15 protein-coding genes and 1 other annotated feature are annotated in these 15,143 nt (G+C 52.1%); of the genes, 8 read left to right on the top strand and 7 right to left on the bottom strand.

All coding sequences use genetic code 11. The features are described from left to right. Positions 1-10: 10 nt before the first annotated feature. From trpCF to trpL, 4 genes are all read right to left on the bottom strand, one after another. On the bottom strand, positions 11-1,369 hold the full coding sequence (gene trpCF, locus NNO03_RS20535) for a bifunctional indole-3-glycerol-phosphate synthase TrpC/phosphoribosylanthranilate isomerase TrpF (protein WP_271450393.1): 1,359 nt from the start codon (positions 1,367-1,369) through the stop codon (positions 11-13). 3 nt (positions 1,370-1,372) lie between these two features. Beyond that, a complete protein-coding gene (trpD, locus tag NNO03_RS20530) occupies positions 1,373-2,968 on the bottom strand; it encodes a bifunctional anthranilate synthase glutamate amidotransferase component TrpG/anthranilate phosphoribosyltransferase TrpD (protein WP_202038509.1) in 1,596 nt (531 codons plus the stop codon). Next, complete coding sequence (locus NNO03_RS20525; protein ID WP_271450388.1) at positions 2,968-4,530, bottom strand: anthranilate synthase component 1; 1,563 nt, start codon at positions 4,528-4,530, stop codon at positions 2,968-2,970. The genes trpD and NNO03_RS20525 overlap by 1 nt, the downstream gene beginning before the upstream one ends. Before the next feature lie 23 nt (positions 4,531-4,553). After that, positions 4,554-4,648 (bottom strand) — a sequence feature (Trp leader region). After that, entirely contained in the window at positions 4,625-4,669 is a 45-nt protein-coding gene (gene trpL, locus NNO03_RS20520; protein WP_212734703.1) for a trp operon leader peptide, read from the bottom strand. Its footprint overlaps the feature before it by 24 nt. A gap of 135 nt (positions 4,670-4,804) precedes the next feature. On the opposite strand from trpL, the gene rnm reads away from it, so the two are divergent. The 3 genes from rnm (at position 4,805) to rluB (ending at position 7,276) form a co-directional block, all read left to right on the top strand. Next, positions 4,805-5,683, top strand: a complete 879-nt coding sequence (rnm, locus tag NNO03_RS20515) for an RNase AM (RefSeq protein ID WP_271440934.1) — start codon at positions 4,805-4,807, stop codon at positions 5,681-5,683. Further along, positions 5,680-6,300 carry an L-threonylcarbamoyladenylate synthase gene (locus NNO03_RS20510; RefSeq protein ID WP_003833336.1) on the top strand — a complete coding sequence of 207 codons (621 nt, stop codon included), beginning with the start codon at positions 5,680-5,682 and terminating at the stop codon, positions 6,298-6,300. The genes rnm and NNO03_RS20510 overlap by 4 nt, the downstream gene beginning before the upstream one ends. Before the next feature lie 100 nt (positions 6,301-6,400). Continuing rightward, positions 6,401-7,276, top strand: coding sequence for a 23S rRNA pseudouridine(2605) synthase RluB (gene rluB, locus NNO03_RS20505; RefSeq protein ID WP_271450387.1), 876 nt, complete (start codon positions 6,401-6,403; stop codon positions 7,274-7,276). A gap of 83 nt (positions 7,277-7,359) precedes the next feature. On the opposite strand, the gene cobO is transcribed toward rluB, so the two are convergent. Both cobO and NNO03_RS20495 read right to left on the bottom strand, forming a co-directional pair. Then, positions 7,360-7,950 carry a cob(I)yrinic acid a,c-diamide adenosyltransferase gene (gene cobO, locus NNO03_RS20500; RefSeq protein WP_271440936.1) on the bottom strand — a complete coding sequence of 197 codons (591 nt, stop codon included), beginning with the start codon at positions 7,948-7,950 and terminating at the stop codon, positions 7,360-7,362. Then, entirely contained in the window at positions 7,947-8,708 is a 762-nt protein-coding gene (locus NNO03_RS20495) for a YciK family oxidoreductase (RefSeq protein ID WP_271450386.1), read from the bottom strand. The genes cobO and NNO03_RS20495 overlap by 4 nt, the downstream gene beginning before the upstream one ends. Before the next feature lie 221 nt (positions 8,709-8,929). Here NNO03_RS20495 and sohB point away from each other — a divergent pair, with 221 nt between their 5' ends. Further along, entirely contained in the window at positions 8,930-9,976 is a 1,047-nt protein-coding gene (gene sohB, locus NNO03_RS20490) for a protease SohB (RefSeq protein WP_271450385.1), read from the top strand. A gap of 108 nt (positions 9,977-10,084) precedes the next feature. On the opposite strand, the gene NNO03_RS20485 is transcribed toward sohB, so the two are convergent. Next, positions 10,085-10,336 carry a YciN family protein gene (locus NNO03_RS20485; protein ID WP_003020616.1) on the bottom strand — a complete coding sequence of 84 codons (252 nt, stop codon included), beginning with the start codon at positions 10,334-10,336 and terminating at the stop codon, positions 10,085-10,087. Positions 10,337-10,734: 398 nt separating this feature from the next. On the opposite strand from NNO03_RS20485, the gene topA reads away from it, so the two are divergent. The 4 genes from topA (at position 10,735) to NNO03_RS20465 (ending at position 15,141) form a co-directional block, all read left to right on the top strand. Continuing rightward, positions 10,735-13,332, top strand: coding sequence for a type I DNA topoisomerase (topA, locus tag NNO03_RS20480; RefSeq protein WP_271450384.1), 2,598 nt, complete (start codon positions 10,735-10,737; stop codon positions 13,330-13,332). Between the two features lie 208 nt (positions 13,333-13,540). Continuing rightward, positions 13,541-14,515 carry an HTH-type transcriptional regulator CysB gene (cysB, locus tag NNO03_RS20475; RefSeq protein ID WP_271450383.1) on the top strand — a complete coding sequence of 325 codons (975 nt, stop codon included), beginning with the start codon at positions 13,541-13,543 and terminating at the stop codon, positions 14,513-14,515. A 311-nt stretch (positions 14,516-14,826) separates the two neighbouring features. Further along, positions 14,827-14,967: a YmiA family putative membrane protein gene (locus NNO03_RS20470; RefSeq protein WP_249357519.1), complete on the top strand. Its 141-nt coding sequence runs from the start codon at positions 14,827-14,829 to the stop codon at positions 14,965-14,967. Positions 14,968-14,970: 3 nt separating this feature from the next. Then, on the top strand, positions 14,971-15,141 hold the full coding sequence (locus NNO03_RS20465) for a hypothetical protein (protein ID WP_271450382.1): 171 nt from the start codon (positions 14,971-14,973) through the stop codon (positions 15,139-15,141). Positions 15,142-15,143: the final 2 nt, after the last annotated feature.

Genomic DNA, 15,143 nt, shown 5'->3' with positions numbered 1-15,143 from the left:
GTCCTTTTCCTTAATATGCGCGCAGCGTCTGAAAGACTGAAGCCAGAAGACGTGCATCTTTGATGCCCGGCTGTGACTCTACGCCAGAATTAAAATCGAGCCCGGCACAGCCGGTTTTAGCCGCGTCGACGCAGTTATCTGCACCGAGTCCGCCAGCCAGTAAAACGTTATCCAGCGATTGTCCGCTTAGCAGCGACCAGTCAAAGCGCTTACCGCTGCCACCCTGGCCGTTATCAAAAACGTATTTATCAATATGTTGATAGCGACGAGCAGGCAGTGATTCGCCAACACTCAGTGCCTTCCAAATTTGCACCTGTGCGGGCAGCACCTTGCGCAGAGCATCGACATAGGCCTGATCTTCGCTTCCATGTAGTTGTACGGCGGCCAGCGACAGTGCGGTGACTTTTTCGTGGACGTCAGCGATCTCGGCGTTACGGAACACGCCGATGTACTGTAACGGCGCTCCCGTCATAACGTCTCGCGCCTGTTCAACACTGACAGCGCGCGGTGAGGTTGGGACAAAAATTACGCCGCCATAAATGGCCCCAGATTCGTACGCTGCTTTTGCATCCTGTGCACGGGTCAGTCCGCAGACTTTATTTTCGCCAAGCAAAACACGACGCACGGCGGTATGCAGGTCATCATGGGACATTAGCGCCGAGCCTATCAGAAAGCCGTTGGCAAAATGGCTGAGTTCGCGAACCTGGCCATAGGTGTTGATCCCGGATTCACTGATGACGGTGACACCATGGCCCAGACGAGGTGCAAGCAGGCGGGTACGATTGAGGTCAATCGACAGGTCACGTAAATCACGGTTGTTAATGCCGACGACTTTTGCACCCAGCGCAATGGCGCGCTCCAACTCTTCTTCATTGCTGACCTCAGTCAGCACGCCCATTTTCAAACTGTGGGCGACGGCAGCGAGTTGACGATACTGTTCATCATCTAAAACCGACAACATCAGCAGGCAGGCGTCGGCCTGGTAGAAACGTGCCAGATAAATCTGGTAAGGATCGATAATAAAGTCTTTACACAGAATCGGCTGTGGTGCGATGCGACTGACGATGGGCAGGAAATCAAAGCTACCCTGAAAATATTTCTCGTCCGTCAGCACGGAAATTGCGGACGCGTAATGTTTGTACACTCCCGCAATCTGTGCCGGGTCGAAGTCATCACGGATCACGCCTTTTGACGGAGAGGCTTTTTTACACTCCAGAATAAAAGCGGTTCGTGTCCCTTGCAGCGCATCGTAGAAATCACGCGTGCTGGGTTGAACATCATTTTGAAAGCTGGCCAGCGGTTGTTGCTGTTTGCGGGCTTCTACCCAAATCGCCTTGTCAGCGACAATTTTCGCTAAAACGGTTTGCATCATTTACCCTCTTGCGGCCAGTGCAGTGACACGGTCGTAAGCCGCACCGCTGCGCAGCACATTAATCACGGTTTGCGCGTTGGCTTTTAAGTCTTCTTTACCGTGCAGGCGCATTAACATGGCGACATTCGCGGCAACAGCAGCCTCATGAGCGGCCTCACCTTTACCTTGTAACAAGCGACTCAGAATGTCACGGTTTTCTTCCGGCGTGCCGCCAGCCAACTGTTCCTGATGATATGGCGTCAGGCCAAAGTCTTCCGCCGTTAGCTGGTAGCTCTTGATTTCACCATCATGCAGTTCTGCCACTATGGTCGGCGCATGCAGTGAAACTTCATCCATTCCGCCGCTGTGTACCACGGCTGCCCGTTGATATCCCAGCACGCGCAGTGTTTCGGCAATCGGCAACACCAGTTCCGGGCTGTAAACGCCGATCAGCGCCAGCGGTGGATGCGCCGGATTTATCAATGGCCCAAGCACATTAAACAACGTGCGGGTTTTCAACTGCTGGCGTACCGGCATCGCATGGCGAAAACCCGTGTGGTATTTCGGTGCAAACAGGAAGCACACGCCCAGGTCATCGAGCGCCTGACGGGATTTATCGGCGTTCATATCCAGATTGATACCAAATGCTGCCAGCAGATCCGAAGAGCCTGATTTACTGGAGACGCTGCGGTTGCCGTGTTTGGCCACTTTTAATCCACAGGCCGCCGCGACAAACGCGCTGGCGGTGGAAATATTGATACTGTTACTGCCGTCACCGCCGGTTCCGACAATGTCGGCAAACAGATAATCCGGGCGCGGGAACGGGGCGGCATTTTCCAGTAATGCTGTTGCCGCACCGGCAATTTCATTCGGGTGTTCGCCACGAATTTTCATACTGACCAGCGCTGCAGCCAACTGTTCTGGTTTCAGTTCACCACGGACGACAGCAGAGAACAGCTGGTGGCTTTCCTGTTGTGACAGCGTCTGAGCCTGGTACAGTTTTTCCAGGATCGGTTGCAGCGTATTGGTTTGTTCGAGCTTCTGTTGCGCCCAGGCCAGCGTTTGCTCCAGCAGACGCGCACCCTGAGTGGTCAGAATCGATTCCGGATGGAACTGGAAGCCGCATACGCGGTCGGTATCGTGACGAACTGCCATGACCATACCGTTAAAATGCGCGTTAATGGTCAATCCGGCCGGTACGTTGCTGCCAACCAGCGAGTGATAGCGCGCCACCGGCAGCGGGTTTGCCAGACCGGCGAACATCGCCTGCCCATCGTGTTCAATGCTGGAGGCTTTGCCGTGCAGGATTTCCCCCGCCTGACCGACATATCCACCATAGGCTTCAACAATCGCCTGATGCCCCAGACAAATACCGATAATGGGCAGTTTGCCGCGCAGGCGGGTTAACAGCTCCGGCATGCAGCCCGCTTCACTGGGTGCGCCAGGCCCTGGAGAAAGCATCAGCACAGGGTTTTTCATTGTCGCTAAACGGTCAATTAACGTCTGAGCCGGAATATGGTTACGGTAAATCACTACGTTGTGACCATTAGTGCGCAGCTGATCTGCCAGGTTGTAGGTAAATGAGTCGATATTATCGAGCAGCAGAATGTCAGCCATTAGAAAGTCTCCTGTGCGTGGTGCGCGGTGGCAATAGCACGCAAAACGGCACGCGCTTTATTACGGGTTTCATCGGCTTCAGACTGCGGAACAGAATCCAGAACAATCCCGGCACCGGCCTGCACGGTGGCGATGCCGTCTTCCACCAGGGCTGAACGGATCACAATGCAGGTATCCAGGTCGCCATGGGCGGTAAAGTAGCCGACCGCGCCGCCATAGCTGCCCCGACGGCGACCTTCGGCCTCGGCGATCAATTGCATCGCGCGGACTTTTGGCGCACCACTCAGCGTGCCCATGTTCATACAGGCGCGGTAAGCATGAAGCACATCCAAATCGCTACGCAGTTCGCCCACCACACGGGATACCAGGTGCATCACGAAAGAGTAACGGTCGACTTTGGTCAGGTCGGCAACATAGCGGCTACCTGGGGTACAGATACGTGCGAGATCGTTACGAGCCAGGTCTACCAGCATCAGGTGTTCGGAAAGTTCTTTATGGTCGGTACGCATTTCCAGCTCGATACGACTGTCGAGATCGCGATCCAGCGAGCCATCCGCACGGCGACCACGCGGGCGGGTCCCGGCAATCGGGTAAATTTCAATCTGACGGCTGGTGGCGTCGTATTTCAACGAGCTTTCTGGCGACGCGCCGAACAGGGTGAAATCGTTATCCTGCATGAAAAACATGTACGGGCTGGGGTTACTTTTCTTCAGCACATAATAGGCTGCCAGCGGCGACGGGCAGGGCAGCGAGAAACGACGAGATGGAACCACCTGGAAAATTTCACCTGCGCGAATCGCTTTTTGCAGGCCGCGTACCACGGCACCGAACTCTTCATCGCTCTGATTGCATTCGCATTGCATCTGCGGGATTTCAGTGACGGGCAGCGGCGGTGCGGGTTCGGTGAGCTGTTGGCTCAACTGTGCCAGGCGGGCGTTCAGTCGCTGTTTTTCCTCGTCATTTGGCGTAAAGATGCTGGCCTGAATGCGGGTGCTTTTTTTCTGGTGGTCGATAACCATCAGTGTTTCTGCCAGATAGAAGCAGTAGTCCGGGCAACGGTTGCCCGCTTCAAGCTGGGGTAAATCTTCAAATCCGGCAACCAGGTCGTAGGAAAACAGACCGCCGAAGAACATGGCTTCACGTTCTTGCGCCGGAACATTGACCAGCTCCTGCAACAAACGGAACGCGTCAAATACAGAAAGTGAGCATAAACGGGCATCTTCATCCAGCAGCGGGCTTACGCTGGGGAATGTCAACTGACGAATGTTCGGCTGTTTATCGTTTTCAACGCCCGTGGGCAGGGCTGCGTCCAGCAGAGGAAGTAGCGATGCGCCATTCGCCGACAATGCCTGAATAGTGACAGTGTCACCCAGGGCAGTAATACGCAACGCGCTGTCTACCAGTAGCAGACTCTTGAGATCGTCCTTGCTGTCGATATCGGCGGATTCCAGCAACAACGTTGCCGGTCGTGCGCCACATACCTGATGAAACAGCGCCGTTGGGTTCTCACGGTAGGCGGCATCGCAGGCGAGCAGTTCAAGTGTTGGTTTTTGTGTTTGCATCGTTCTTCTCATTAATTTTGTTCAAAAAAAAGCCCGCTCATGTGGCGGGCCGGGTATCTGGTTGCATAGTGCAGACGTAAGACACTGCCCGAAATCAGGAAGTGCGCCACCAACCGTGCAGAACAAAACGTGCTTTCATCTCAGATACCTTCTTCATGCGAACTTGCGTACTAGTTAACTAGTTCAGTGGGGTAAAGTCAACACCTGATTTCAGTTAATTTGTCGAAACCGCTATGATGATCGTGATACGACATTTATTGAAACGGGAGACGCCTTGAGCGACACGAATTACGCAGTGATTTATGACCTGCACAGCCATACGACAGCCTCCGATGGGCGATTGACGCCAGAGGCCTTAGTACATCGTGCGGTAGAGATGCGAGTCGGTACACTGGCGATCACCGATCATGACACCACGGCAGGTATTGCGGCGGCAAGAGAAGAAATTTCACGTTCGGGGTTAGCGCTAAATCTGATCTCGGGTGTTGAAATTTCAACGGTCTGGGAAAACCATGAGATCCATATTGTGGGTCTGAATATTGATACCGCACATCCTATGATGCATGCGTTTTTGGCACAGCAAACGGAACGCCGCCAGCAGCGCGCGCGCCTGATTGCAGAACGGCTGGACAAAGCGCATATTCCGGGAGCGTGGGAAGGGGCTTTGCGTTTGGCCGACGGCGGGGCCGTCACGCGGGGCCATTTTGCGCGTTTTCTGGTGGAATGCGGAAAAGCCACAACCATGGCGGATGTCTTTAAAAAATATCTTGCCCGTGGGAAAACCGGTTACGTTCCGCCACAGTGGTGTACAATAGAACAAGCTATTGATGTCATTCATCATTCTGGCGGTAAGGCAGTTCTGGCTCATCCTGGGCGGTACGATCTTAGCGCTAAGTGGCTGAAAAGACTGGTTGCACATTTTGCTGAACATCACGGTGACGCGATGGAAGTGGCACAGTGCCAGCAGTCTCCCAATGAACGTACCCATCTGGCGACGCTTGCGCGCCAGCATCAGTTGTGGGCATCGCAAGGGTCTGATTTTCACCAGCCGTGTCCATGGATTGAACTGGGGCGCAAACTTTGGTTGCCTGCCGGCGTCGAAGGCGTGTGGCAGCTTTGGGAACAGCCCGAGATCACAGAGAGGAAAGTATGAGCCAGTTTTTTTATATTCATCCCGAAAACCCACAGCAGCGGTTGATCAATCAGGCCGTTGAAATTGTGCGTAAAGGTGGGGTGATTGTCTATCCAACCGATTCCGGCTATGCGTTGGGATGCAAAATTGAAGATAAAGGCGCGATGGAGCGTATTTGTCGTATCCGTCATTTGCCGGACGGCCACAACTTTACGCTGATGTGCCGCGATTTGTCGGAGCTGTCAACCTATTCATTTGTCGACAACGTGGCCTTTCGTTTAATTAAAAACAATACGCCAGGCAACTATACTTTTATCCTGAAAGGGACGAAAGAAGTTCCACGCCGACTGCTGCAGGAAAAGCGTAAGACTATTGGCCTGCGAGTTCCGTCGAATCCCATTGCGCTGGCGTTGCTCGAAGCTTTGGGTGAGCCAATGCTTTCTACTTCACTGATGCTTCCTGGCAGCGAGTTTACCGAGTCCGATCCCGAAGAGATCAAAGATCGTCTGGAGAAGTTGGTCGATCTGATCATTCACGGTGGTTACCTTGGTCAACAACCGACGACGGTCATTGATTTAACCGATGATTCCCCGGTGGTATTGCGCGAAGGCGTTGGTGACGTTAAACCTTTCTTATAAAGGCGCGAACCGCTATACTACGCGGCCTTAAAATGGCGCTGACTGGCGCCGTTGATTCTCCTGTTCGACGCCTGTGAAGGCGACACCTAAAGGAAGCTCTATGAGCGAAAAGTTACAAAAAGTGCTGGCGCGTGCTGGCCACGGTTCTCGCCGTGAAATTGAATCCATTATTGCAGCAGGTCGTGTGAGCGTTGATGGCAAAATTGCCACGCTTGGCGATCGCGTTGAAGTGACGCCGGGTCTGAAAATCCGTATCGACGGCCATCTGATTTCGGTGAAAGAATCTGCAGAACAAATCTGCCGCGTTCTGGCCTATTACAAGCCGGAAGGTGAACTGTGTACCCGTAACGACCCGGAAGGTCGTCCAACCGTTTTTGACCGCTTGCCAAAGCTGCGCGACGCGCGCTGGATTGCCGTAGGTCGTCTGGACGTCAATACCTGTGGTCTGCTGCTGTTTACTACTGATGGTGAACTGGCGAACCGTCTGATGCACCCGAGCCGTGAAGTTGAACGAGAGTACGCGGTGCGTGTGTTCGGTCAGGTTGATGAAGCTAAACTGCGTGATCTGAGCCGTGGCGTACAGCTGGAAGATGGTCCGGCTGCGTTTAAAACCATCAAGTTCAGCGGTGGTGAAGGGATTAACCAGTGGTATAACGTCACGCTGACTGAAGGCCGCAATCGCGAGGTTCGTCGTCTGTGGGAAGCGGTAGGCGTGCAGGTAAGTCGTCTTATCCGTGTACGTTATGGCGATATTCCATTGCCGAAAGGTCTGCCGCGTGGCGGCTGGACGGAGCTTGATCTTGCACAGACCAACTATCTGCGTGAACTGGTGGAGTTGAAACCGGAAACCACGTCTAAAGTCGCTGTCGAGAAAGACCGTCGTCGTATGAAAGCGAATCAGATCCGCCGTGCGGTGAAACGTCATTCTCAGGTCGGCAGCAGCCGTCGCCCGGGTGGACGCAGCAACAACGGTTAATCATAAACAGGCCTGATAAGCAAAGCGCTATCAGGCGTTAGCGTGGAGCCGGATGCGGCGCAAGCGCCTTATCCGGCCTGCGATTAGTAATCAATCCCCATTTGGGCTTTAATGCCCGCTTCAAAAGCATGCTTGACCGGACGCAACTCGCTGACCGTGTCGGCTAACTCCAGAATATCGCGATGGCATCCACGACCCGTAATAATGACCGTCTGCTGGGCCGGGCGCGCGTTTAAGGCGTTGATCACCTCTTCAAGCGGTAGGTAGTCGTAGGCTACCATATACGTCAGTTCATCCAGCACAACCATATCCAGCTCAGGATCGGCCAGCATTCGTTTACCGTGTTCCCATACGGCCAGACAGGCGGCAGTGTCAGCTTCACGATTCTGTGTCTCCCAGGTAAACCCGGTCGCCATCACCTGAAACTCTACACCATGAGGTTCGAGCAGGTTTCTTTCGCCGTTTGGCCATGTACCTTTAATGAACTGCACTACACCGACTTTTTTACCGTGGCCCACTGCGCGAGTTGCTGTACCGAACGCAGCGGTAGTTTTACCCTTACCATTACCGGTAAAAACGATGACAATTCCGCGCTCGTCCCTGGCGGCCGCAACACGCGCGTCAACCCGGTCTTTTACGCGCTGTTGGCGCTGCTGATAGCGTTCTTCACTCATTGGGCAATTCCTGGTTTACGGCCCGGTTGGGCATCAAAAGTCATACCGGTTTTACGGCGGCTGTCATCGCCCATCAGCCACAGGTACAGCGGCACAATGTCGGCGGGGGTTTTGAGTTTTTGCGGATCTTCCGTCGGGAATGCGCTGGCACGCATGCCGGTACGCGTGCCGCCTGGATTAATGCAATTTACGCGCAAATGGCGATTCTGGTATTCGTCTGCCAGGACCTGCATCATCCCTTCGGTTGCAAACTTAGAGGTGGCATACGCTCCCCAGTTAGCCCGTCCCTGACGACCGACGCTTGAGGAGGTAAAAACCAGCGATCCTGAATCTGATTTGAGTAACAGCGGCAGCAATGCCTGAGTCAACATAAACGTTGCGTTGACATTGACCTGCATAACATCCTGCCATACCTGCGGATTTTGTTCGCTCATCGGGCAGATATCGCCCAGCAGCCCGGCGTTATGCAACACCCCATCCAGACGCGGATAATGTGCGGCGAGGCGTTGCGCCAACTGGTGGCACTCTTCAGCGGTACAGGTCAGCAGATCCAGTGTAAACCATTGTGGTTGTGTTCCGTTTTCATCGGCGGCGGTGCGGGCAACCTGACGCAATTTTTCTTCATTACGTCCAAGCAGGATAACGGTCGCACCGTAGCGTACGTAGGTAAGCGCGGCTTCACGCCCGATGCCATCACTGGCACCGGTGACCAGAATAATGCGATCCTGTAACAGGTCTTGTTTAGGTTGGTAATGCACGGCTACTCCTCGGCGACGCTTTGGCCATCTCGTTCGCGATAACTTTTCGGCTTTATGCCTTAAACACTGGTGTTTTTCAATCAGCCAAAGGTAATAACACCGCAAAATGAACACTTTGTCATGCTTTTTGCCGATTCAGCATCGGATGGATGAAGCAAGACGGGTTTACACGCCTGTTGTACACTGAGCGAAAGTAGCGTTGTTTAACCAAGGTGGGTCTCGTGGAATTGTTGTCTGAATATGGGCTGTTTTTGGCAAAAATTGTCACTGTTGTGGTGGCTATTGCGGTGATTGTCATGCTGATTGTAAACGCGACACAACGTAAGCGTCAGCGTGGTGAGCTTCGCGTTATTAATCTTAGCGATCAATATAAAGAGATGAAGGAAGATCTGTCGATGGCATTGCTGGATAGTCATCAGCAGAAGTTATGGCATAAAGCGCAGAAAAAGAAGCATAAGCTAGAGGCCAAAACCGCCAAAGCCAAAGCAAAACTGGGGGACAGTGCGTCATCAGAAAAACCTCGCGTCTGGGTGCTCGATTTTAAGGGCAGTATGGATGCCCACGAGGTCAGCGAACTGCGGGAAGAGGTCACGGCGGTACTGGCGGTGGTGAAACCGCAGGATCAGGTGGTTGTGCGTCTGGAAAGCCCCGGTGGTGTGGTACATGGTTATGGGCTGGCTGCCTCGCAGTTGCAGCGCCTACGCGATAAAGCGATTCCCTTGACGGTAACGGTGGATAAAGTCGCAGCGAGCGGTGGATATATGATGGCCTGTGTAGCGGATAAAATTGTCTCAGCGCCGTTTGCCATTGTGGGCTCGATTGGCGTGGTGGCGCAGATCCCGAACTTCAACCGTTTCCTGAAAGGCAAGGATATTGATATCGAGCTGCACACGGCTGGACAGTACAAACGTACGCTGACACTGCTTGGTGAAAATACGGAAGAAGGGCGACAGAAATTCCGTGAAGATTTGAATGAAACCCATCATCTGTTTAAAGATTTTGTGCAACGTATGCGTCCAACTCTGGACATCGAACAGGTTGCTACAGGTGAACACTGGTTTGGGCAACAGGCGCTGGCAAACGGGTTGGTCGATGAGATCAATACCAGTGACGAAGTGATTTTAGGGTTGATGGATGGTCGTGAAGTGCTGAACGTCCGCTATATGCAGCGCAAAAAGCTGATGGACCGTTTCACTGGTAGCGCGGCAGAAAGTGCAGACCGCTTACTTATGCGCTGGTGGCAGCGGGGACAGAAGCCCCTGATGTAAAATTGCAATTGCCGGATGGCGATGCTCACGCATCTAATCCGGCCTACAGGTTCGTAACATCGTAGGCCGGATAAGGCAGCGCAGCCATCCGGCAAATCATTTCTCGCGTTAATCGATCAAGTGGTACTTTTCAGAAAGCACATGCGCCAGGTGTTTAAACATATTAAACACTGCAGTGCTTTTGGGCGTTGGTAGCCCTTGCTCGTCTAAAAAGTAATCTCCGCTGAAAACCAGCACGCCATTTCGCTGCGTTACGCCGGTGGCGACAATCCCCGCCAGCGTGTCCTCATGCTCACGAATGATTTTGTTGGCTTCAATCAGCAGTGTTTCGCGATCGATGGGTTGAGTGTCTTTATGCATTATTTACTCCTTAAACAAGGACATTAGTCTACGCCGAGCCCAGCTTATGGGCAAATATTCCCTGACTTAAATGAAGGCTATAGGAGGGGATTGCAACTGGCGAGATTTGTTTTTGCATGCTAATAAAGTTGCGTAACGCATTTTATCAGGTACAGTGTGACGCTTTCGTCAATCTGGCAACAGATTTGCTTGACATTCGACCAATACTCCGTCGCGCCAAAGCGTTTGTGTGCGAAAAAGCCTGTTAACTCAGTTACATGAGAGTTACATTACAAGCGCAAATCAGTTTAAGGGGTTGATATCCGCCGACGCAGAGACCATATCGATGTCTCGTCGCCAGTGGAAGGTGAATCAACGTGCGACGCATTCTGGAAGAATCAAATTAGGTAAAGGTGAATATGGGTAAAGCTCTTGTCATCGTTGAGTCCCCGGCAAAAGCCAAAACGATCAACAAGTATCTGGGTAATGACTACGTGGTGAAATCCAGCGTCGGTCATATCCGTGATTTGCCGACCAGTGGCTCAGCAACTAAAAAGAGCGCCGACTCAACCTCCACCAAAACGGCTAAAAAGCCCAAAAAGGATGAACGTGGCGCTCTCGTCAACCGCATGGGCGTTGACCCGTGGCACAACTGGGATGCGCGCTATGAAGTGCTGCCTGGTAAAGAGAAAGTTGTCTCTGAACTGAAACAACTGGCTGAAAAAGCCGACCACATCTATCTCGCAACCGACCTTGACCGCGAAGGGGAAGCCATTGCCTGGCACCTGCGGGAAGTTATCGGTGGCGACGACACCCGCTACAGCCGCGTGGTGTTTAACGAAATTACTAAAAACGCTATCCGTCAGGCGTTTGAAAAACCGGGCGAGCTGAACATCGACCGTGTTAATGCACAACAGGCTCGTCGCTTTATGGACCGCGTTGTCGGCTATATGGTGTCGCCGCTGCTGTGGAAAAAAATTGCCCGAGGCCTGTCTGCCGGCCGAGTACAGTCGGTTGCCGTGCGTCTGGTTGTTGAGCGTGAGCGTGAAATTAAAGCATTCGTCCCCGAAGAGTTCTGGGAAATTGATGCCAATACCACGACGCCAGCCGGTGATGCATTGCCGCTGGAGGTGACTCATCAGAACGATAAACCGTTCCGTCCGGTTAATCGCGAACAAACACTCGCGGCAGTAAGCCTGCTGGAAAAAGCACGTTATAGCGTTCTGGAACGCGAAGATAAGCCAACCAGCAGCAAGCCGGGCGCCCCCTTCATCACGTCCACGTTACAGCAGGCTGCCAGCACGCGTCTGGGCTTTGGCGTGAAGAAAACCATGATGATGGCGCAGCGCTTGTATGAAGCGGGTTATATCACCTATATGCGTACTGACTCCACCAACCTGAGTCAGGATGCTGTGGCGATGGTCCGTGATTACATTAGCGATAATTTTGGCAAGAAGTATCTGCCAGAAAGCGCAAACCAGTACGCCAGCAAAGAGAATTCGCAGGAAGCGCACGAAGCTATCCGTCCTTCTGATGTCGCCGTTCAGGCGGAATCTCTGAAAGATATGGAAGCCGATGCTCAAAAACTGTATCAACTGATTTGGCGCCAGTTTGTTGCCTGTCAGATGACGCCAGCGAAATACGACTCCACTACGTTGACCGTGGGCGCGGGTGATTTCCGCCTGAAAGCACGTGGTCGCATTCTGCGTTTTGATGGCTGGACAAAAGTGATGCCGGCGCTGCGTAAGGGCGATGAAGACCGCATTTTACCGGCGGTGGATAAAGGCGATGTACTGACGCTTATCGAACTGACGCCTGCGCAGCACTTCACCAAACCGCCTGCGCGTTTCAGTGAAGCTTCGCTGGTTAAAGAACTTGAAAAACGGGGTATTGGTCGTCCATCAACGTATGCCTCGATCATCTCTACAATTCAGGATCGCGGTTACGTTCGTGTTGAGAACCGTCGCTTCTACGCTGAAAAAATGGGTGAAATTGTCACCGATCGTCTGGAAGAAAACTTCCGCGAATTGATGAACTACGATTTCACCGCGCAGATGGAAGACAGCCTTGACCAGGTGGCGAACCACGAAGCTGAGTGGAAAGGTGTGCTCGACAACTTCTTCAGTGATTTTACTCAGCAGTTGGATAAAGCCGAGAAAGATCCCGAAGAAGGCGGCATGCGTCCGAACCAGATGGTACTGACCAGCATTGATTGTCCAACATGTGGGCGCAAGATGGGTATCCGTACCGCCAGCACCGGTGTCTTCCTTGGGTGTTCCGGCTATGCGCTTTCACCGAAAGAGCGTTGCAAAACCACGATTAACCTGGTGCCGGAGAATGAAGTCCTGAACGTACTGGAAGGGGATGATGCTGAGACTAACGCCTTGCGCGCAAAGCGTCGCTGCCAGAAGTGTGGTACGGCGATGGACAGCTATCTGATCGATCCAAAACGTAAGCTGCATGTCTGTGGTAACAACCCGACCTGTGATGGTTACGAAATCGAAGAGGGCGAGTTCCGTATTAAGGGTTATGACGGTCCTATCGTTGAGTGCGAGAAATGTGGTTCTGAAATGCACCTGAAAATGGGGCGTTTCGGTAAATACATGGCATGTACTAACGACGAGTGTAAAAACACCCGTAAGATCCTGCGTAACGGTGAAGTGGCTCCGCCGAAAGAAGATCCTGTTCCGTTGCCGGAACTGCCGTGTGAAAAATCGGACGCGTATTTCGTGTTGCGTGACGGTGCAGCAGGTATTTTCCTGGCCGCTAACACCTTCCCGAAATCACGTGAAACCCGTGCACCGTTAGTGGAAGAGTTGTATCGCTTCCGCGATCGTCTGCCGGAAAAACTGCGTTACCTGGCCGATGCGCCGCAGACGGACCCCGATGGTAATAAGTCGATGGTTCGCTTTAGCCGTAAAACTAAGCAGCAATATGTCGCTGCGGAAAAAGACGGTAAAGCAACCGGGTGGTCTGCATTTTTCGTTGACGGTAAATGGGTAGAAGGTAAGAAATAACAGCGTTCTGGCTGAATTTCTCCTCAAAGGGTCGCGTAAGCGACCCTTTTTGTTTGCGACGTATTATTTTTTGTCATACCTATACAGCGTACATATAAATGATATAGTGGTTATAGTTGACAGGCTTTTTATTATTAAATCGTATTAGCAGCGTGTGTGAGTCTGCTTTTAAACGATGTTCTGATGGCACAATTCTGGATGGCTTAACATGAAATTACAGCAGCTTCGCTATATCGTTGAGGTGGTAAACCACAACCTTAATGTCTCCTCAACGGCCGAAGGACTCTATACCTCCCAGCCGGGGATCAGTAAGCAAGTTCGTATGCTGGAAGATGAGCTTGGCATCCAGATTTTTGCCCGTAGCGGTAAGCACCTGACGCAGGTGACTCCTGCAGGGCAGGAAGTTATTCGTATTGCCCGCGAAGTCTTGTCAAAAGTGGATGCCATTAAGTCGGTTGCGGGTGAACATACCTGGCCCGACAAAGGTTCGTTATATATTGCTACCACACACACGCAGGCGCGTTACGCGCTGCCCAACGTGATTAAAGGTTTTATTGAGCGTTATCCTCGCGTTTCGTTGCATATGCATCAGGGATCGCCGACGCAAATTGCCGAGGCTGTTTCGAAGGGGAATGCTGATTTTGCCATCGCGACGGAAGCACTGCATCTGTACGATGATCTGGTGATGCTGCCATGCTATCACTGGAACCGTTCGATTGTTGTTACGCCAGACCATCCGTTGGCGGGCAAAGCCTCCGTATCCATTGAAGAGCTGGCGCAATATCCGCTGGTGACGTACACCTTTGGTTTTACAGGGCGCTCAGAACTGGATACCGCGTTTAATCGCGCGGGTCTTGAGCCGCGTATTGTTTTTACGGCAACCGATGCTGATGTGATAAAAACCTATGTCCGACTGGGGCTGGGCGTGGGCGTGATTGCCAGCATGGCAGTGGATCCTCTCTCTGATCCGGATCTGGTGCGTGTTGATGCTCATGATATTTTCAGTCACAGCACCACGAAAATTGGTTTTCGTCGCAGCACATTTTTACGCAGCTACATGTATGATTTCATTCAGCGTTTCGCACCGCATCTGACACGCGATGTGGTGGATACGGCGGTGGCGTTGCGTTCCAACGATGACATTGAAGCTATGTTCAAAGATATTAAATTGCCAGAGAAATAATAACGGAAGCTGCCTCGCTGGTATCCTCGTTCTCCAGCCATACCCGCGGGGCGGTTGAATGTATTTATGATTTTCTTTTTGTCTATTATCCCTATATTATTTATGGAAAATATTCTCCAAAGTAGTTTCAAATGAGTAAGCCTGCCAAAATCCCTTTCAAATATTTATAACTGATCAAACAATTAAGTTATTTATAAAGCTGGGTTCGAAAATTATCTGGCTTTTTCAGGCTGTTTTTATTAGGATTCCTCTTACCTGATGATTAATTGTACCGATTGTTTGGTGCCTAAATGATAAGTGATTTCGATAGTATGAGGTTAGCAATGCCTTCTGGAAACCAGCCTGCGCGCAGAGATCCCGCGATGAAACGTAAAGCATGGTTCACCGTGTTTCTGGGCTCCGCCGTGTTCTGGATCGTGGTTGCTCTGGTGGTCTGGAAAGTGTGGGGGTAAGTGATGTCCACACAGGAACAACAGTCCACTGTTACACCTGCTCATCATGATAATGAGCAAGCGAATGAAACCGTTGTAGAAAAAAAGCAGGATATTCCCGCTTCGTGGAATCTTTCATCTGAGCAACGGGCATTTATTGATCTATTTATTGAAGATGATAAGCAAGAACAATAAGC

Source organism: Citrobacter sp. Igbk 16, from assembly GCF_028069755.1.
In the GTDB taxonomy this organism is placed as follows: Bacteria; Pseudomonadota; Gammaproteobacteria; order Enterobacterales; family Enterobacteriaceae; genus Citrobacter.
Note: the sequence above shows the minus strand (reverse complement) of the source record. Positions and strands in the feature narration are given on the sequence as shown.